This window comes from Thiorhodococcus mannitoliphagus, assembly GCF_010915725.1.
Lineage (GTDB): Bacteria > Pseudomonadota > Gammaproteobacteria > Chromatiales > Chromatiaceae > Thiorhodococcus > Thiorhodococcus mannitoliphagus.
This window is the reverse complement of the sequence record NZ_JAAIJR010000008.1, coordinates 16,767-35,698: the sequence shown is the minus strand read 5'-3', so window position 1 is coordinate 35,698 and position 18,932 is coordinate 16,767. Positions and strand designations below refer to the sequence as shown.

Annotated in this window: 15 protein-coding genes; 3 read left to right on the top strand and 12 right to left on the bottom strand. The window is 64.2% G+C overall.

What is annotated here, in order from left to right; all coding sequences use genetic code 11:
- Window positions 1–78 precede the first annotated feature (78 nt).
- Entirely contained in the window at window positions 79–930 is an 852-nt protein-coding gene (locus tag G3480_RS03385; protein ID WP_164652265.1) for an ABC transporter permease, read from the top strand.
- A gap of 11 nt (window positions 931–941) precedes the next feature.
- Complete coding sequence (locus tag G3480_RS03380) at window positions 942–1,700, top strand: ATP-binding cassette domain-containing protein (RefSeq protein ID WP_164652264.1); 759 nt, start codon at window positions 942–944, stop codon at window positions 1,698–1,700.
- Window positions 1,701–2,307: 607 nt separating this feature from the next.
- On the opposite strand, the gene G3480_RS03375 is transcribed toward G3480_RS03380, so the two are convergent.
- From G3480_RS03375 to G3480_RS03335, 9 genes are all read right to left on the bottom strand, one after another.
- Entirely contained in the window at window positions 2,308–2,541 is a 234-nt protein-coding gene (locus G3480_RS03375) for an ATP-binding protein (RefSeq protein ID WP_164652263.1), read from the bottom strand.
- A 374-nt stretch (window positions 2,542–2,915) separates the two neighbouring features.
- The gene (ubiB, locus tag G3480_RS03370; protein WP_164652262.1) at window positions 2,916–4,571 is read right to left on the bottom strand and encodes a ubiquinone biosynthesis regulatory protein kinase UbiB; all 1,656 of its coding nucleotides are present in this window, start codon (window positions 4,569–4,571) and stop codon (window positions 2,916–2,918) included.
- On the bottom strand, window positions 4,568–5,209 hold the full coding sequence (locus G3480_RS03365) for an SCP2 sterol-binding domain-containing protein (RefSeq protein WP_164652261.1): 642 nt from the start codon (window positions 5,207–5,209) through the stop codon (window positions 4,568–4,570). Before G3480_RS03365 ends, ubiB begins: the two co-directional genes overlap by 4 nt.
- Window positions 5,206–5,955, bottom strand: a complete 750-nt coding sequence (gene ubiE, locus G3480_RS03360; protein WP_164652260.1) for a bifunctional demethylmenaquinone methyltransferase/2-methoxy-6-polyprenyl-1,4-benzoquinol methylase UbiE — start codon at window positions 5,953–5,955, stop codon at window positions 5,206–5,208. Before ubiE ends, G3480_RS03365 begins: the two co-directional genes overlap by 4 nt.
- A 359-nt stretch (window positions 5,956–6,314) precedes the next feature.
- Window positions 6,315–6,677, bottom strand: coding sequence for a gamma-butyrobetaine hydroxylase family protein (locus G3480_RS03355; protein WP_164652259.1), 363 nt, complete (start codon window positions 6,675–6,677; stop codon window positions 6,315–6,317).
- Window positions 6,678–6,791: 114 nt separating this feature from the next.
- A complete protein-coding gene (gene hslU, locus G3480_RS03350) occupies window positions 6,792–8,123 on the bottom strand; it encodes an ATP-dependent protease ATPase subunit HslU (RefSeq protein ID WP_164652258.1) in 1,332 nt (443 codons plus the stop codon).
- A 110-nt stretch (window positions 8,124–8,233) separates the two neighbouring features.
- Complete coding sequence (gene hslV, locus G3480_RS03345) at window positions 8,234–8,779, bottom strand: ATP-dependent protease subunit HslV (protein WP_164652257.1); 546 nt, start codon at window positions 8,777–8,779, stop codon at window positions 8,234–8,236.
- Window positions 8,780–8,813: 34 nt separating this feature from the next.
- A complete protein-coding gene (gene asnB, locus G3480_RS03340; RefSeq protein ID WP_164652256.1) occupies window positions 8,814–10,634 on the bottom strand; it encodes an asparagine synthase (glutamine-hydrolyzing) in 1,821 nt (606 codons plus the stop codon).
- 77 nt (window positions 10,635–10,711) lie between these two features.
- Window positions 10,712–11,929 (bottom strand): phosphatase PAP2 family protein, encoded by a 1,218-nt coding sequence (locus G3480_RS03335; RefSeq protein WP_164652255.1) that lies wholly within the window; start codon window positions 11,927–11,929, stop codon window positions 10,712–10,714.
- 580 nt (window positions 11,930–12,509) lie between these two features.
- Between G3480_RS03335 and G3480_RS03330 the strand changes: the two genes are divergently transcribed.
- The gene (locus tag G3480_RS03330) at window positions 12,510–14,903 is read left to right on the top strand and encodes a DUF1631 domain-containing protein (RefSeq protein WP_240905555.1); all 2,394 of its coding nucleotides are present in this window, start codon (window positions 12,510–12,512) and stop codon (window positions 14,901–14,903) included.
- Here G3480_RS03330 and G3480_RS03325 read toward each other — a convergent pair.
- Genes G3480_RS03325 through G3480_RS03315 form a run of 3 tightly spaced genes read right to left on the bottom strand, consistent with a single transcriptional unit; the run spans window position 14,806 to window position 18,886 of the window.
- Window positions 14,806–15,867 (bottom strand): NAD-dependent epimerase/dehydratase family protein, encoded by a 1,062-nt coding sequence (locus tag G3480_RS03325; protein WP_164652253.1) that lies wholly within the window; start codon window positions 15,865–15,867, stop codon window positions 14,806–14,808. The genes G3480_RS03330 and G3480_RS03325 overlap by 98 nt on opposite strands.
- A complete protein-coding gene (locus G3480_RS03320; RefSeq protein ID WP_164652252.1) occupies window positions 15,864–16,775 on the bottom strand; it encodes a glycosyltransferase family 2 protein in 912 nt (303 codons plus the stop codon). Before G3480_RS03320 ends, G3480_RS03325 begins: the two co-directional genes overlap by 4 nt.
- A complete protein-coding gene (locus G3480_RS03315) occupies window positions 16,772–18,886 on the bottom strand; it encodes a glycosyltransferase (RefSeq protein WP_164652251.1) in 2,115 nt (704 codons plus the stop codon). The genes G3480_RS03320 and G3480_RS03315 overlap by 4 nt, the downstream gene beginning before the upstream one ends.
- Between the last annotated feature and the right edge of the window lie 46 nt (window positions 18,887–18,932).

Here is an 18,932-nt window from a genome sequence, read left to right as displayed (position 1 = left end):
TTCTTTCGGTTGGGCTCGAGCGTCCTCCGCTGGCGTCAACGCCTCCTCTTCGTCAAATCTTGGATTGGAATCTCCCCGATGTCGTCTGAGACCCAAGTCGGCGAATCGCCGCTACTGAGTCAGTTCAGGTATGGACTGCGTTCCGAGCAGATCCGCGGTGCACTGCGCGACGTCGCCGAGGGCTGGGAGCGACGTGAACTCTGGATGACCCTCGGTTTGCAGGACGTCCGCCAGCGTTATCGCCGCTCTAAGCTGGGGCCCTTTTGGATCACCATCTCGATGGCCGTCATGGTGCTGGCGCTCGGTCTCCTCTACGGCCAAATCTTCCGCCAAGACATCCACGAGTATCTCCCCTTCCTGGCGGCGGGTTTCGTCATCTGGGGCTTGCTTGCCAGCATGATCAACGAGGGCTGCCTCGCCTTCATCCAGTCAGACGGCATGATTCGGCAGCTCAACGCGCCGGTCTCCATCTACGCCTTCCGGGTGCTCTGGTCCAATTTGATCGCCTTCGCGCACAACATCTGGGTCTTCTTCGCCGTCGCGCTTTGGTTCGGTGTGGATTTCAATTGGAACCTGCTGTGGGTGCCGCTAGCGCTCTTCGTCATCTTGCTCAATGGGCTCTGGATCTCACTGCTCTTCGGGCTCCTGAGCGCGCGCTTTCGCGATGTGCCCTTGATCGTCGGCAGTATCGTGCAGGTGCTCTTCTTTATCACCCCTGTGATCTGGAGGCCAGAAATGCTTCCGGGGCGCGCCCTGCTGCTCGACCTGAATCCCTTCTACCACCTGGTTGAGATCATGCGCGCGCCGCTGCTCGGACAACCCGCGCAGCTCACGCACTGGCTCTCGGTACTCTCCATTCTCCTTGTCGGCTGGGCGGTCACTTTCTTCTTCTACTCCGCCTATCGCTGGCGCATCGCCTACTGGGTTTGAAGGACGCGACTGTGGCTTCGATTCAACTGGAAAACGTCTCGGTTTCCTTTCCTGTCTACAATGCTGCGACGCGCTCGATCAAGAATCGCATCATCCAGAGCGCGACTGGCGGCCAGATTCGAGCGGATACGACTTCGCAGCGTATCTCCGTGGTGCAGGCGCTGCAGGACATCACTCTCACGCTCGGAGAGGGCGACCGGCTCGGCTTGATCGGCCACAATGGCGCTGGCAAGACGACGCTGCTGCGGGTTCTGGGCGGCATCTACGAGCCGAACTCTGGGCGCATCAGTGTCAAGGGGCTGACCGTGCCGCTGTTCGATATCAGCCTTGGCATGGACCAGGAAAGCACGGGCTATGAGAACATCATTCTGCGCGGGCTCTTTCTCGGCCTGACGCGTCGGGAGATCAAGGCGCGGATGGAAGAGATTGCCGACTTCACGGAGCTGGGCGACTTCCTCGATCTGCCCATCCGGACCTATTCGGCCGGGATGCAGATGCGTCTCGCCTTCGCCGTCTCGACCTCAGTGGTGCCGGATATCCTGCTGCTCGACGAGGGGATCGGCGCTGGCGACGCCGCCTTCATGCACAAGGCCCGTGAGCGCCTGGCCCGCTTTACCGAAAAGGTCTCGATCATCGTCCTCTCTTCACACTCGGACGACCTCGTCCGCAGCATGTGCTCGAAGGCGATCCTCATGGAGCATGGTCAGATCGTGCATGCCGGCCCGACGGACGAGGTGCTGGAGCGCTATCGGGAGATGCGCGGTTTTTGAGCGGCCCCTTTGGGGATTGATACCCGATGGGACGATCCGCCGTCCGCGACCCTTGCTTGTGGGGCGCAGCGCAGGGGGAGCACGAGAGAGCCACCAGCATTCAGCGGCTAAGGGAATCGCCCATGCTAGGAGCCTGTCCGACTTGGGGGGATCGAAGCGAGGAAGTGGGAGAGCGAGGCCATTTCGTTCCGGTTTTGAGGCGCATAGTGGTTCTATGTAACGAAAAAGCGGGGCGAAAGGGACCGTTCTCCCGATTCCGCAGCCGATTCATCCTAAGTCGGACAGGCTCCTAGACATCTCAGCAAGCATGCCTATCCGGTTGCCACCCAATGATCCCATGCCAGTTGTGTTTTCGAGCCGAAAGTGCGGCGCAAGCCACTTCCGCGGGCCGTCAGACCACTGGACCGGCAGGTCAGCAAGGATGGGTAGCAGGGGCCAAGGTATGCCGCTGATGCTTGGCACGGACGCCGCTTGGCCGTGAAACCCATCGACCACTGCCCCGACGCTCAATGAAAACGCCCCCGCGAAACCGGGGGCATTTCTTGTTGCGCGGCGCTGATGCCTCGGCGTAGGTTGGATGGGTTTCGCGACGCTCTCCCCATCGGATCTAGAGACCGACCAGCTCAGCATGCACTCCTTGTCCGCGGACGCCTTCGAGCAGCGTCTGAGCATTGGTCCGATCCGGTCGATACTCGACGATGGTCAAGTGTGGCCGATCGTCGGGGTTGTGCACACTCACAACGCCCTCGACGCTGCGGAGAAGCCCTTCGACCACCTCGCGTCGTTCCTGGGGTAGGCTTTCGTCGATATGGATCAAGACATCAGCGAGCGAGATATCCATGATTGCTCTCCTCGGGTTCGACCAATCCGGCAAGTTGACGGCGGGATAGAGCGCCGCGGGATTTGGATCCCTCATGCAGGTCGCTCGCCGCCGTGATGGACCAGGCAGAGGGCTCAAGATGACATCTCAGTGGGACACGCCAGCTTGGCCTTCGGCCCTAGGATCAGTATAGATCCCGCTCGGCGGGAGAGGGCCAAACAGGCTCAGCTTCGGATGCTGAAGATCAGCGTGATGATGAGGACGGGGCTGGGAATGCCAGAGTCGCACCCAGTCGGCCAAGCCATCCGTGGCTTGGAGGGAGGTTGCAAGCGGGTCGCGAAGGCTGCGACTTGCGGTTGGCGCGATCGTCGCCGTGCCGAGAGGAAGCTGGACCCTCAGGCGGTCCTGCGCGCAGCGGTGAAGAAGAGCCAGGCGCCGGCCAGATAGCTGGAAACGACCAGGCCGACGCCGAAGGTCTCGGGCAGCCAGTGGCCGGGGCCGAGCAGCAGGACGAGGGTGCCGCTGACGATGACGGTTGCACCGCCGATCGCGCGGATAGCGCTACCCCCGACGAGTGGACGCGCATCGCGCGACGCGGTGTGCGTCATCTGCATGGCCTCTTCCGTGCGCACCCGGCGGTCGTAGGCCATGAGCATGCGATAGGCAATGAGCGGCAGCTCCGGCGCCTGGTCGGCGACCGAGTAGATGTTGCGCTTGGTGCGGTCGAACAGCCCCTTGAGTCCGATCTGATCCTTCATCCAGCGTTCCATGTAGGGCTTTGCCGTCGTCCAGAGGTCGAGTTCCGGGTAGAGCTGACGTCCAAGCCCTTCGATGTTCAGCAGGGTCTTCTCGAGCAGGACGAGCTGCGGCTGGATCTCCATGTTGAAGCGCCTGGCGGTTTGGAACAGCCGTACCAGGAAGTGTCCGAATGAGATTTCGGCGAGCGGCTTCTCGAAGATAGGCTCGCTGACGGTACGGATGGCGGATTCGAACTCATCCACCCGAGTGCCTGGCGGCACCCAGCCGGATTCCACGTGCAGCTCCGCCACGCGGCGGTAGTCTCGCTCGAAGAAGGCGAGCAGGTTCTCGGCGAGGTAGCGTTGATCCTCTGTCGTCAGGGTCCCCACGATGCCGAAATCGATGGAAATGTAGCGCCCGGACGGCTCGACGAAGATGTTGCCCGGGTGCATGTCGGCATGAAAGAAGTTGTCGCGGAAGACCTGGGTGAAGAAGATCTCGACACCGCGCTCGCCCAGCACCTTCATGCTCACGCCCTGGGCCTTGAGCGTGGCGACGTCGCTGACTGGGGTGCCGTAGATGCGCTCCATCACCATGACGTTCGGACGGGTCCAATCCCAGAAGACCTCCGGGATGTAGAGCATCTCGCTGTTGACCCAGTTGCGGCGAATCTGCGAGGCATTGGCGGCCTCGCGCTGCAGGTCCAGCTCGTCGTAGATGGTCTTCTCGTACTCGCGAACCACCTCGACGGGACGCAGCCGCTTGCCGTCCTTCCAATAGCGCTCGGCCAGGTGAGCGACAGTGTACATCAGCCCGAGGTCCTGACGAATGGTGTGCTCGATGCCGGGACGCAGCACCTTGACGACCACCTCGGTGCCGTCCTTGAGCCGCCCGGTATGGACCTGAGCGATGGAGGCCGACGCCAGCGGGGTCGGATTGAACTGATCCAAAACCTCGTCGACCGAGCAGCCCCAGGCCTTCTCGATCATGGCTCGGGCCGCGGCGCCGCCAAAGGGCGGCACCCGGTCTTGCAGCTTGGCGAGCTCGACGGCGAGGTCGTCCGGGAGGAGATCCCGCCGTGTCGAGAGGATCTGGCCGAACTTGACGAAGATGGGCCCCAAATCCTCCAACGCCAGGCGCACGCGCACCGGATAGGCGGGCAGGTCGCGCTTCACCCAGTGCCAGGGTAGGAGGACCTTGACCCAGCGCAGCGGGCGGAAGATGTGGGTGGCGAGGATGACTTCGTCGAGACCGTTGCGGAGCAGGATCCAATTGATGCGAAAGAGCCGTAACGCCTGGCGGGGACCCATCATTGCTTGATGCCGTGCCCCGCGGCGCGCTGCTTGAGCCGCTCGACGCGGGCGGTGATGCGCTCGACGTCGTCACGCAGGGTATCGACCTGTGCGAGGAAGGCGTCGACCTCGTAGCGCGTCGGCAGCAGGCGACGCTCCTCTTGCAGGTACTCGCGTAGATTGGCCGTCATGGATTCAGAGGTGCGCTGTCCCCAGCGCTCCGCGTCGCGCACACGGTTGCCGACCTGATGGGCGAAGGGATCGCCGATGACGCGCGCGAGTTGCTCCTCCCAGTCGACATCCAGCTTGGCGAGCGCGGCGCTGAAGGCGTGCGCAAGACCCGAGTCGCCCGTGACCTCGACTTCGCCCGAGATCAGCTGGCTCTCCTTGCGTTCGGCCATGGCCATGCGCGCCAATCCGAGCGGCGTCCCGACGATGAGGCAGTCGGGGTCCGCGTCATAGTGTCCGAACAGCTGCAGTCCCTGCTCGTCCGGGATGACGGTGACACGTGTCCCGAAGCCCTTGAGTTCGATCGCGATGAGCCGGCCTTCCAAGGCCGCCAGGCCGGCTGCACCCTCGGGGTCGAGGGCAACATAGCCATTGATCGCCTGTTCGACGACCGCGAGCAGCGCGTCCGGGATCTGAATGCCCTCGCTCACAGCTTGTACCCCCGATGAATAGCGACGATACCGCCGGTGTGGTTGAAGTACTCGCAGCGCTCGAAGCCGGAGGTCTCCATCATGGAGCGCAGCGTCTCCTGGTCCGGGTGCATGCGGATGGACTCAGCCAGGTAGCGGTAGCTGCCGGGGTCCTTGGTCACGATCCGACCGAGCGCGGGCAGCACCGAGAAGGAGTAGAGGTCGTAGACACGGCTGAGCGACTTGCTGACGGGGTGAGAGAATTCCAGGATCAGTGCGCGGCCGCCGGGCTTGAGGATCCGGAACATCTCGTCCAGCGCGGCCTGCTTGTCGGTGACATTGCGCAAGCCGAAGCCAATGGTCACGCAGTCGAAGGTATCGCTCTCGAAGGGGATTTTCTCCGCGTTGACCAGGGAGTATTGCACGTTGCCCACGCGCCCCTGGTCGAGCATCCGTTCGCGTCCCTCCCCGAGCATGGCGGCGTTGATATCCGTCATCACGACCACCCCGTCCGGGCCCACGATGCCGGCGAAGCGACTTGCCAGGTCGCCGGTGCCCGACGCGAGATCGAGCACCTTATGACCCCTGCGAACACCGGACAGCTCGATGGCATGTCGCTTCCAGAGCCGATGAATGCCCATTGACATGAGATCGTTCATCAGGTCATAGCGCGTCGCGACCGAATCGAAGACCTCGCGAACGCGCTTGGCCTTTTCATCGATCGGGACCTGTTGATACCCGAAGTGGGTCGTTTTCTCGTCGGACATGCTCTTTCTCTGGTCTCGAATTTGGGTGGACGGGCTGCGGCACCCCGCCGAATGGCGGCTATCTTACACCAAGGCATCTCAAGCGCTCTTACCGAGCAGGGACGCGAGTTGATCATCGTTTCGGCCAGTCGTCTTCTGCAGGGTGGACAAGCGCAGCGCAGTCCACCAACGCCGACGCCTGATTCGGTGGACTTCGCTCTCGCTCGTCCGCCCTACCAGCCCAACTGATGACCAAGGCCCAGTGGCGCGAGGCTGGAGCCGAGAGGGGCGAGAAAGCCCGGATTCAATAGCCTCGGGCGGAAGAGAAGACTCGGCATCAGACGGGCACAACGGGCTTGCCGGAAGTGCGCCGCCCGGTCTCAGGATGGCTGAGACTTGCGCTTCTGTCCGGCCTTCTCCAGCTCATCCAGGTACTCCTTCCAGAGCCGCTCCTGCTCGGTGCCGAGCTTGTGGAGGTAGTCCCAGGAATAGATGCCAGTGTTGTGCTCGTCGTCGAAGTGGAGGCACACGGCATAGTTGCCGACGGGCTCGATCTTGTCGATTCCGACCTCCTCTTTGCCGAGCTGCAGCACGCGCTGGCCGGGACCATGGCCCTGGACCTCCGCGGAGGGCGAGTAGACGCGCAGATATTCGCAGGGCAACGTGAAACGGGTGCCGTCATCGTAGGCCACTTCGAGCACGCGCGATTGACGGTGAAGGTTGAGTTCTGTGGGTACTGGCATGGGTTCAGTTGTCAGTTGTCAGTTGTCAGTTGTCAGTTGTCAGTTGTCAGAAGGATGGCTCATCGCGCTGCTTGGGGAAAGGCGTGGCGGCTTCGCCGCCACGCACTCCTCCGGCTATAGAATGTAGCGCGACAGATCCTCGTCGGCAGCTAGCCCGGACATGTTCTGGTCGACATAGGTCGCGTTGAGGGTCACGGTGACGCGGTCGAGGTCCGAGGCGTTGTATGAGACATCTTCGAGCAGGCGCTCCATGACGGTATGCAAGCGCCGGGCGCCGATGTTCTCCGTCCGCTCGTTCACCTGCCAGGCGATCTCGGCGATACGCTGAATCCCGTCTTCGGTGAACTCCAGGCTCACGCCCTCGGTGCCCAGCAGCGCCTTGTATTGATCCGTCAGCGAGGCGTCGGGCTCGGTGAGGATGCGCACGAAATCCTCCGTGGTCAGCGCCTTGAGTTCGACGCGGATGGGCAGACGGCCCTGCAGCTCCGGGATGAGATCTGAGGGTTTGGAGAGATGGAAGGCGCCCGAGGCAATGAAGAGGATGTGATCGGTGCGCACCGCCCCGTGCTTGGTCGAGACCGTACTGCCCTCCACCAGCGGTAGCAGGTCGCGCTGGACGCCCTCGCGCGAGACATCGGCGCCGCTCGAGCCCTCGCCGCGCTTGGCGACCTTGTCCAGCTCGTCGATGAAGACGATGCCATTCTGCTCGACGTTTTCGATCGCCCGAAGCTTCATCTCCTCGTCGTTGACACGCTTCGCGGCCTCTTCGTCCTGGAGCAGCTTGCGCGCATCGCAGATCTTCAGCTTGCGGCGTTTCAGGCGGCCTTGGCCAAGGTTTTGGAAGAGCCCCTGCAGCTGATTCGACATTTCTTCCATACCGGGCGGGGCCATGATCTCCACGCCGAGCGGTGTGGCCGAAACCTGGATCTCGATCTCCCGATCATCCAGCTCCCCAGCTCTCAGTTTTTTGCGAAACTTCTCGCGGGTGCCGCTACTTGTGCTCGCGTGGCTGTCCTCCTCGAAGCTCGAGGCTGAGGGGAGCAGGGCTTCGAGAATGCGATCCTCGGCAGCGGCCTCCGCCTGGTCCGACAGCTTGGCCATCTCCTGCTCGCGAGCCATCTTGACCCCGATGTCGGCGAGATCGCGAACGATCGACTCGACGTCACGCCCAACGTAGCCGACCTCGGTGAACTTGGTCGCCTCCACCTTGAGGAAGGGGGCGTTGGCGAGACGCGCCAGGCGTCGCGCGATCTCGGTCTTGCCCACACCGGTCGGGCCGATCATGAGGATGTTCTTGGGCGTGATCTCGGAGCGCATCGGCTCCTCGATCTGCGCTCGGCGCCAGCGGTTGCGCAGCGCGATGGCGACCGCGCGCTTGGCGTCGTCTTGGCCCACGATGTGCTTGTCGAGCTCTGCGACAATGCGTTGGGGTGTGATTTCAGACATCTGAAGAGTCCGTCGAATGGGCCGCGGTGCGAGCGCGGCGCTGAGTGCTCGTAAGGGTGTAGCTGCGGGTGATGGGCGGCGGTCGCAAGATGAGGTCGCGCCGAATGGCGTCAGACCTCTGCGTCCAGCTCCTCGATCACCAGATTGTGATTCGTATACACGCAAATGTCGGCGGCGATGTGCAGACTCTTCTCGACGAGGTCGCGTGCGCTCAGCTCGGTGTTTTCGAACAAGGCGCGGGCAGCCGATAGCGCGAAAGAACCGCCAGAGCCGATTGCCATGATGTCCTGCTCCGGCTCAACGACGTCTCCGGTACCGGAGATGATCAGCGAGGTCTTGGTGTCGGCGATGCACAGGAGCGCCTCGAGCCGCCGCAGCATGCGGTCGGTGCGCCAGTCCTTGGCCAACTCCACGGCCGAGCGCGTCAGGTGTCCCTGGTGCTTTTCCAGCTTGCCCTCGAAGCGCTCGAAGAGCGTGAAGGCATCCGCGGTCGCACCGGCAAAGCCAGCCAGAACCTGCCCTTTATAGAGACGCCGCACTTTGCGCGCATTGCCTTTCATCACCGTGGGGCCCAATGAGACCTGGCCGTCGCCGCCGATCACGACCTTGTCGCCGCGTCGGACCGAGAGGATTGTGGTGCCGCGAAAGTTTTCCATGGTCGATCTTGTTATCGATTGAGGTCTGGCTAGTCTACTCGATCCAGTCTAGCGGGTTCTCGTTCGGCGCGGGCCTGAGGCCCGGCTGCTCGATGAAGAGCCGATGCCAGATCGCGAACTGCATGAGCCCGAAGAGTTCTCGACCGCTGCCTCGTCCGCGCTGCCGAGCGGCGACGAGGTCGGGAATGGCCTCGGCGCGAAACCAGTCTCCAATGCCACGGTTGCGCATGAGGCGCCGCCCCACCTGCTCCGCGATCCCGCCGCGCAGCCAATCGCCGACGGGCACGTGGAAGCCCCGCTTGGGCCGATCGAGGTGTCCAGGCGGAAGGCGCGGCTCGGCCCAGCGCTTGAGCAACCATTTACCTCGGTGGCGCCGGACCTTGAGGCCATCGGGTAAGGAGAGGCCGAATTCGACGATCCTGTGGTCCAGGAAGGGCACCCTGCCTTCGAGACCAAAGCCCATCAACATACGGTCCGTCTTGACGAGCAGATTGTCCGGCAGCGCGGTCACCAAGTCGGTGTATTGACGGCGCTGCATATCCGACCAGCTCGCGGGCGTCGCGCCCCAGGCGCGCAGCACGGGCTGGCGATCCTGCTCGGCCGCGGCCAGGAGATCCGCACCCAGCAGCCGCTTCAACCAGGCTCCGCCCCATTGACCACGGGTGCGGAAGCCGCCGCTTCCAGGGTGAATGAGCGCCTTCACCCAACGCTCGGCGGGACGCGGATGATAGCGCCCATAGCCGGCGAAGACCTCATCGCCGCCTTCGCCGGAGAAGACCACCTTCAGCGCGGCGCCGGCGGTCTCCGCGAGCAGTGAGGTCGGCAGGCAGGCGTAGTCGCGCATCAGCTCGTCGGCGCACCAGATGCTATGCGGGATGCGCCCGAAGACCTGATCGATCCCCAACTCGAGCGCGGTGTGATCCAGGCCGAAGTGCTGTGCGACGCGCGCGGCCTCGTCCAGCTCGTGCGCCATGGTCGTGCCCTTGTAGCCGACCGAGAAGCTCTTGATGCGCCCGGCGCCATGCGCGTGGAGCATGGCCGCCAGCACCGCCGAGTCGACGCCGCCGGAGAGGAAGAGTCCGAAAGGCACATCGGCTCGCATGTGCTCGCGCATGGCGGCATCCATGAGGCCGTCCAGCTCGGCCTGTGCCTCGTCCGCACTGATGTCCCGGGGTGCGACCGCTAGCGCGGACCAATAGGCATGTCGCTGAATCCTCAGATCCGCGTCGATCACCAGCGCCTCGCCTGGAAGCACACGCTTGATGCCGGCGATCAGGGTGTCCTCACCGCTCGCGAACTGATTCTGGAGAAACTGCCGCAAGGCGCCAGGCACGATTTCTGGCTGCTGGGGCAGGATGGCCAAGAGCGCCTTGATCTCCGAGGCGAAGGCGATCCGGTCGGCGAGTCTGACGTAGAAGAGCGGTTTGATGCCCAACCGATCCCGCCCGAGGATCAGCGCCCCACGCCGCGCGTCATGCAGCGCGAAGGCGTACATGCCGCGCAGCAGCCGCAAGCTGTCCAGCCCATGGAGGGCGTAGGCGTTGAGGATGGTCTCGGAGTCCGAGTGCGTTCGCGCCTGGCGTCCCCGCTGGCGCAGCTCGGCGTTCAGCTCGACGTAGTTATAGACCTCGCCGTTGGCGGCCAAGGCAAGTTGACCGTCCTCGGAGACCATGGGCTGATGGCCGGTCGTAAGGCCGATGATCGAGAGGCGCGTCTGTGCCAGGCCAACCGGCCCCGAGCAGTGGATGCCCGCGTCGTCCGGCCCCCTGTGCGCGAGCTGTGTGGACATGCGCCGCAGCAGCTCGGGCTCGGGACGCAGCTCTGGGCGCATGATGAATCCGGCGATGCCGCACATGATGAACTCGCTGGTCAGTGATCAGTGGTCAGTGGTCAGTGGTCAGTGGTCAGGCGCGGGGCGCTAAGCCGCTGATCTCACTGAAGGTCGCGCAGGACCGCACCGTCGTCCGTCTGCAGCATGACCTCGGGCGAGCCTGGCGGCTTGGGATAGACACGAATATCGCCGCTCCCGGTATGGACCTCCACGCGATCCCAATCCTCAGGGGTCACGCCGACCACCAGCGAGGTGTCCTTCTCCGTGAAGATCCCAGCATGGGCGACAGCAAAGGTGAGCACGCCGTCCGCCGCCTCGAGGCGATGCTCGACGCGGGTCCCCGGCAGACCGAAGCCGCGTCCCTTCAGCAAGATCAGCGCGGATCGCTCGGGATACTGGTGCCAGGCGATCGTGACCTGGGCCGTATCCGCGACCAGTCTCAGAGTATGCGGTGCCGGGTCGTACTTGGCTTGAATGACATCCAGTGACAGGCTCTGATGAACGGGTGTGGCGAGCAGCATGCCGAAGAGCAGCGCCGCCGCCGCGATGCCGTATCCGGACGCCAGCGCCACCGGATGCTTGAGCGGCCGAGGCTCCGGAGGCGGCAAATGAGCCAAGGCATCCTCGCGCTGCGGAATGCGCAGGACCAGGTAATAGAGCGTCAAGGCGAGTCCGTAGACGATGACGGCCGACCAGATGACATCCGACAAGAAGTGATCTCCGGCTGTCATGCGCCCGATGCCGAGCAGGATTCCCAGGGCAATCGAGCCCAGGAGCGCGAGGTAGGCGAGAACCGGGCGCCGCCGCAGCCAGATGAGGAAGAAGGCGCCAAGCATGAATCCCGCCGAGCTGTGGCCGCAGGGAAAGGATTTGCCCTTGCCCGATTCGCCAACCATCAGCGGGGGCAGGTAGGCCTGAGTCCCGCCGAACTCCAGCGTTTGATGCGGACGTGGACGTCCCCAATGGTCTTTCAGAACCGCATTGACGATCAGCCCTGGCCCCAGCACGGCGGTTGCCAGCAGAAAGACGGCGTGGATCCGTACCCGCCTGAACCGCGGCCAGAGACTGCCGGCGCCGAGGACCGCCAGGCTGCCGATGGCCAAGAGCCCAATCAGCAGCGGCGCGGCCTGGTAGAAGAACAGCCACAGCGGCTGGCGCGACTCGGGCCAGGCATCTTCGGAATTGGGGTGGTAAAAGGCCGCGGCCGCTTGGATGTCTAAATCGGACAGCCAGAAAGGCAATGTCCCGACGACGGCGAGCAGGACGACGACAGCGAGCTGCGGGAGCCAGCGGGGGCGGGTGGCGGAGATGGTTTGCACCTTTGGATCGGAAAGCCTGGGCGGACTGCGCGAGCGCTGAGCCTATCGGTTCATTCCCCGAATCTCAATCTCCCCAATCCCAATCAATGTGGCTAGGCGGGCTTGAACGCGAGACTGGACGCGCGCGGACTTGCGGCCTGATTCACGTCCTGCTTCGATGGCCTGAGTCAGTTCAGCTGGCCCTGGTGCCTTTGGTCCGAAACCCGGTTCTCGAGGGTTTGCGACGGCCGATATCGCGAACCCCGTCACGCTTGCGGCCCATTGATGCCCGTACCATCGCCCAACGCGGTCATTTGAAACGGATGTGACGCGCGCTGGTCAAAGCCTTTCTCAAGCAAGTGAGAGCTCGTTTGCAAACAGATGCTGCACCAGTCTCTAGACTGAGATTGCGGCAGTCTCAGCACTGTGCGCTCGGTCTTGGCATATCGGCCGCGGGTGGCTGTCGAGCTACACCTTGCTTATGCCGCTCCGGGCCAAAGATGACCCAACAAAGCCTTGAACTTCTCGTTCACTCAGTATCCACATCATGGCCGAAAACAACAGCTCCAATGTCGTTCCCTTCGGGGGTAGAGAGAGCCACTTGACCACGGCAATGTTCGAGGATGCGGTTGCCATACTCGCGGTTTGTCGAGATCGCTTGATCGACCGCATGAGTGCCGTCTTCACCCGTCAGGTCGGGCGGGCGAATGACGAGTTCCTCTCACTGGCGGATCGGGCAACCAGCCTGGAGCATCAGCAGACCTGCCTGACAGCCACTCAAGTGCTTTCCAACCGCGCGCCTCAACTGCTACAGCAGTTTCAGGCGAGCTTCGCGCGCGAGTTCGAGTCCGTCTTGAAGGGTGACAACGCGTCTCAAACCCAGGGTTTGCAGCTTCCCACCGAGCTGAGCCTGGTCGAGGACGAGGATCTGGAGCAAGACCTTGCCATCACCAAGCTGACCACGCGGGCCGCCTTCAACTGCTCTCAGCAACTGGTCGCGCTAGACAGGCGGATTGCGGCCCTGCTCAAGGTGCCGCGCATCACCCAGGACGACAATCCCCTCCACCCAGGTGTTATTTACAAGTCGATGCTGCAGGCATTGACGGGCATGGACCTCGTCCCTCATGTCGCCTTGGCGCTGCTGCAGTCCTTCGAGCGCCATACCGGGCCGGAGCTGCCGGCCATCTACGCCGACATCAACAGGTATCTCGCCGAGACAGGTGTCCTACCCAATATCTCGCTGAAAGCGCCAGAGGAGCAGCAAGGCTACTCAGGCTCAGGCCAGGGCGGCGGCTCAATGGGCGGTGCGGGCTACGCGGCGGCCGGCTATGCCGCGCCTGGGCAACAAGGCGGTGGCAGCGGCGTTGGAGGCGGGACAACAGGTCAGGATCTCTTCAATCAGCTTCTGAGCGCCATACAGAGCATGCACGGCCAAGGCGCAGGGCCGAGTGGCGGCGCCTGGATGCCCGGTGGCGGTATGCCCGGTGGCGGTATGCCCGGTGGCGGCATGCCCGGTGGCGGCATGCCTGTCAGGCATGGCGGCGCCGGGGCGAACTCCTTCACGAGCAACCAATTGGTCGAGGCGCTGGGTAATCTCCAGCGAGGCCCTGTCGACCCCAGTCAGATGCCAGGGCTGGGCTCGGTCCAGATCGATCCCTTCGCCGGCAACGCACTGCAGCAGCTGCGTGCAACGCCAATGGCGAGCTGGTCGCATCCCATGGATGCCATGACCATGGACATCGTGAGCATGCTCTTCGATGCCATGTTCAACGACCCGGACTTGCCGGCGAGCGTGCGCGCGGAGATCGCAAAGCTGCAGATTCCGGTGCTCAAGGTCGCCCTAATCGACAAGCAGTTCTTCTCCGACCGCAACCACCCCGCGAGGCGCTTGCTCGATGCCATCGCACATGCCGGCATCGGCCGCGGCGACAAGGACCAGCCAAGGCTGACGGAAAAGATCCGCGCCGTGGTCGAGGCGATCCTCAAGGGCTTCGAGTCCGATGTCCAGGTCTTCGAGAGCCAGCTGGCCGTCCTCAACAACTTTCTCCACGAGGAAGAGGTCGCCGCCAAGAGCAAGGCCGACAACATGGTCGATGAGCTCGAGGCGCGCGAGCGCAAGGAGATGGCCGCGGGCCGCGTCGGCGCCGAGGTCGATCTGAGGATCAATCGCCGTCGCTTGCCCCCGCTGCTCGCGGACTTCATCACACGCCACTGGCGGCTAGTGCTGGTCGAGGCATTCGTCAGGGCTGGCGAGTCCGGTGAGGCCTGGAAGGAGGCACTGCGGCATATGGACGAGCTGATCTGGAGCGTCGAGCCCAAGTCCAGCTCACAGGACCGAGACCGCTTGGTGGTCATGCTGCCGGCAATGCTCAAGGGGCTGCGTGAGGGGCTGGGACGGGTCGGCCTGCAGGGCGCTTGGGACGGTTTCTTCAGTGAGCTGATCCAGCTGCACGTGTCTGCACTGCACAAAGACGCCCCGCCACAGCTCTATCCACAGGGGCCGCGCAGTGGCTTTGCCGAGCCCCTGTCGAAGTCCAGGAGTTCCCTGCAGCCGCCCTCCATGTCGGTCGCCGATCCGCTCTCCAACCTCGACGACGATGACGCTGCCGAGGAGTCCGAAGACCTCTCGGCCTTGATCCCAGAGCCGCCGAGTCAGCCGGCAGCGCCCCCGGACGATGAATACATGAGCTTGGTGAAGAAGCTGGAGGTGGGCGCCTGGGTCGAGTTCAACAGCGAGCGCGGGACGCGCAGTACGCTCCGGCTCAACTGGGTGAGCGAGTTCCGGCGCGTCTTCCTCTTTACCAATCGCCAGGGTGAGAACGCCATGACCCTGGCGGCCGGGAGCCTGGCCGATCATCTGCGCCGGGGCAGGGCGCGCCTGCTGAGCCAGAATCCGCTTACGGATCGCGCGGTCGCTCAGGTCCTGGAGAAGGTCTCGCCCGCAACGCCTGCGTCAAGCGCGGGATCTCGCCCCTCAGGCTATGCCTGGGAGTGAAGCCTAGCTCCAACCTCAGCTTGTCGGATGAAAGCCAAGCATCGCCCGTGAGCTTGCTCAGGCCTTCCGAGGTCAGCGGCATCCGGCGGCCGAGCAGGCGCTCCGCCGCCGAGCCTGCCCCGGCAGCCAGTCGCAGCAGGCTCAGCGGAACCGTCCAGCCGGGAATCTTCTTCCCCAGTGCGCAGAGGATCTGCTCGTAGATCCAGCGCGTCGAATAGCCTCCGCCGTCCGTCACGCAATAGACCTGCCCGGCGGTCTTTGGGCTGCGCGCGATGAGGATCGCGGCGGCGATCACGTCGTCGACATGGACCGCCGAGCGGTGGTTCTCGATCCTGGGCCAGGGTGGAAAGCGACCGGCGGCAATGGCGGCAATCATACGCGGGATATTGCCCGCGTCACCGATGCCATAGACCATGGGCAGCCGCATGACACTGGTCTTGATGGCGTTGATGCCTTCCAACTCGAGCACCGCCTGCTCTGCCTTGAGCTTCGCGCGTCCGTAGAGCGTGTCCGGCTGCGGCGCGGTCGACTCGTCCGCCGGCCGCCCGAGGCTGCAGGCCTGGTCGCCCATCGCCTTGATGCTGCTCAGGTAGACGATACGCCGCACCCGCGACTGTCTTAGTCGGGCAGTCAGGTTCTGAGTGCCCTTGGCCGTGACCTCCCAGTGACTGGGTGCGTTGTAGATGTCTGGCTCCTGGGCGCCTGGTGAGTAGCTCGCCAAGTGGAAGAGGGTGTCAATCTGGTCCAGGTCCGCAAGGCCGAGTGTGCTCGGCGCTGTCAGGTCCGCTTCTAGGATCTCGACCCGCCCTTGCGGCCAGAGGTCCGTCGCGGCTTCGCGCGAGCGGGTCAGCACGCTCACCGCCTGGCCCTGCTCGATCAGGGCCGCAACCAGTCGGCGGCCGACCTGACCCGTTGCGCCGGTCACCAGGATCTTCCCGAGGTCCTTGTCTTCGGCCGCGCTCATCTTGGCGCCTTCCGGCCCCGGTTTCGCCATGAGTGCCGAGCCGCCAGCACGAGCGCCTTGAGCCCGAAATGCAGCCTGATCCCGACGATCACGAGCCAGCCAAAGGCGCGCGGATACTGCTGTGCCTGATGCTTGCGGAAAAAGCGCTCCATTCCGCGATGCTTGTGGCGCTCGACCGCGATGGGTGTGCTGGTGCTGCAGCTGCCCTTGTAGTGCGTCGCCCCTGCGCTCGGCACCAGGGCGATCTTCCATCCGGCCTCATGGAATCGCACGAACCAATCCAGATCCTCGCAGTGCAGGAAGTAGCCCTCGTCCAGCGGGCCGACCTCGTCGAGCGCCGCGCGGCGCACCATCATGAATGAGCCCGAGATAGCCTCGACCTCGATGGGTCCTTGCGGAAGGGGCTCCAAGGAGTGGTTCAGACGACGCCCCCTTGAACCGCCCAAGCGATCCAGATGGAGGATGCGCTTGAGCGCGATCCAGGGATCCGGAATCGAGCGCCGACAAGCGACCTGCTCGGAGCCATCCGGATCCAGGACCAGGCAGCCCGCCATCCCGACGTCGGGGCGATTTTCCAGGAATGCTCGCACCCGACCGAGCGTCGCGGGCTCGACCACAGAGTCTGGATTCAGGAAGAGCAGGTAGTCGGCCTGGGTATGTGGAAGCGCCTTGTTGTTGCCCTTCGCGAAACCGAGGTTGGCGCCGTTTTCGATCAGGGTCAGCCGGGCCTCTGCGCCCCAGGTCGCTCGCAGCAGGGTCAAGCTATCATCGGTCGAGCCGTTGTCGCTGACCACGACCTCGACCGGGATGTCCGAGCCCAGCACGGCCCCAACGCAGCGGCTGAGGAGCGGGCCGGCGTTGTAGTTGACGACGATGACCGAAACCTGGGGGGCGACTGAGGCAGTCATGGCGCGGACTCCACGGCCAGGGCCTCCCGCAGCGCCCGCTCGGCGGCGGCGAAGCTGAAATGCGCCTCCATCACCCGAAGTCCGCCATCGGAAAGCCGCTGCCAGAGCGGCTCGTCCTCGTAGAGCCGCAGCACGGCCGTAGCAAAGTCCTGAGCACTGTCGGCGATCAGGGCGGATTCTCCGTCGACGAGATGCATCCCCTCCACGGCGATCGGGGTGGCGACCACTGGGAGTCCGTGGGCCAGGCTCTGATTGATCTTGCCCTTGACGCCGGCGCCGTACCTGAGTGGCGCGACCGAGAGTCTGCAGTCGGCGAAATGGGGCGCAACCTCGGGGACGTAGCCGAGGATGGCGATGTCCTCTGCCGCGCAGTTCAGGATCTCGCTTGGCGGATCGGCGCCGATCACGCGCAGCTTGATGCCGGTTTGGCGTGCGCGGATCAGGGGCATGACCTCATGACAGAGGAAGAGCACGGCGTCGCGGTTGGGCGGGTGCGCGAAGGCGCCGATGAAGAGCAGGTCCCGTCGCTCGCGCATTGGGCGCGCAGAGCCGAAGATTTGGTGGATGTTGGAGACGACACGGACAGTGACGTCGCTTGCCTCGCGGGTCAGGAGGTCACGCTCCGCCTCGCTAACGACCAGGGTGATGTCGGCTTGCCGCATGAGGTCGAGTTCCTGGCGCTTGCGCACCTCCGCGACGACGCGCGTCGCACGGTCGCCTTTCAGCTCCGCCAGGCGCTGCTCGCGCAGGAAATGCAGGTCGACGGTGTCGAAGACGATCCGCGCCCGGCTGCAATGGCGTTGCGCCGCCGCGATGACCTGCGCGGCCGCATCCGCGCGGCTCAGCATGACGAGATCGTAGTCGCCGCCACGGGCAGAGAGGTACCTGGGGATGGACCGCACATAGGGCCGGTAGAGCACCTCGACGCCAATCCGCTGAAGATTCGCGACATAGGGCTGGGGGGCCTCGAGGTTGGCCGCGGCAAAGGTCACCTTGTAGCCCATGCATTGCAGGATGCGAAAGAGATTCAGCATCCTCAGGGATCCGGACTCCCGATCGGGCGTCACCATATAGTTGTCGACGATGAAGGCGCGCCGGTCGACGCGGCGCTCCTTGACCCGTTCGAGATCTTCGCCCCGAGTTCCATAGGTCGCCAGCTCCTCGGCCCAGCGCTCGCGAAAGCGCTCGCCGTTGATGCGTTGGAAGCGTTTGAGGCCGCTCTCCGCGCCCTCGTCGCGGCCAGCGGAGACGCCCTCGAAGTGGACGACCACGGAGAGCGGCTGATAGTAGACCTGATAGCCGGCGGCACGGACGCGGAAGGCAAGATCCGTGTCTTCATAGTAGGCCGGCGCGAAGGCCGCGTCGAAGCCGCTCAGTGTTCGAAAGAGATCCGCCCTGACGGCGAGCGCCGCCCCGGAGCAATAGTCGACGGCGCGTCGATAGCTGTACTGCGGCTTGTTGGGGTCGTCGAGATGGCCGTAGTTCCAGGCCGAACCCTCGCTGAAGAGAATGCCGCCCGCTTCCTGCTGACGGCCGTCCGGGTAGATCAGCCGGCTGCCGACGATGCCCGCGTCTTGGGCCTCGCCAAAGGTCGCCACCAGCGCGTCCAGCCAGCCGGGTTGAACCTGGGTGTCGTTGTTCAGGAAGACGATGAAATCGCCCTGGGCAAGCTCGGCGCCACGGTTGCAGGAGCCGACGAATCCAAGGTTCTCGCGGTTGCGGATGACGCGCACCCCGGGATAGCCGGCTAGGCGCTCCGCCGAGCCGTCGTCCGAGCAGTCGTCGACGAGGATGACCTCGAAGTCGATCTCGGCGCCGGCTCGGGCGAGCGCGCAGAGGCAATGGTGCGTGTAGGCGAATTGGTTGAAGATGGGGATCACGACCGAGGCCAGGGGCGCCTCGACCTGAGGCAAGGCGACGGGCGCGAAGGGCTCCTCCAGCCTCAGCAGGCTGGGCGGACCCTTAATGGCGAGCGGCGTGGTCTGGAGGCGGCGCTTGAGCTTGCGCGCCAGGACGCCCGCGCCCTCGGTCCTGAGGACGTGAAGCACCCGCGGGAGGTAGCGCACGGCGATCTCAACGAGATTGGCGCCTTGCGTGCGTGCGATCGCCATCCGGCCTTACCTTGCTCGTGATCGCGCTGTCTTCAAGGTCGGCAGG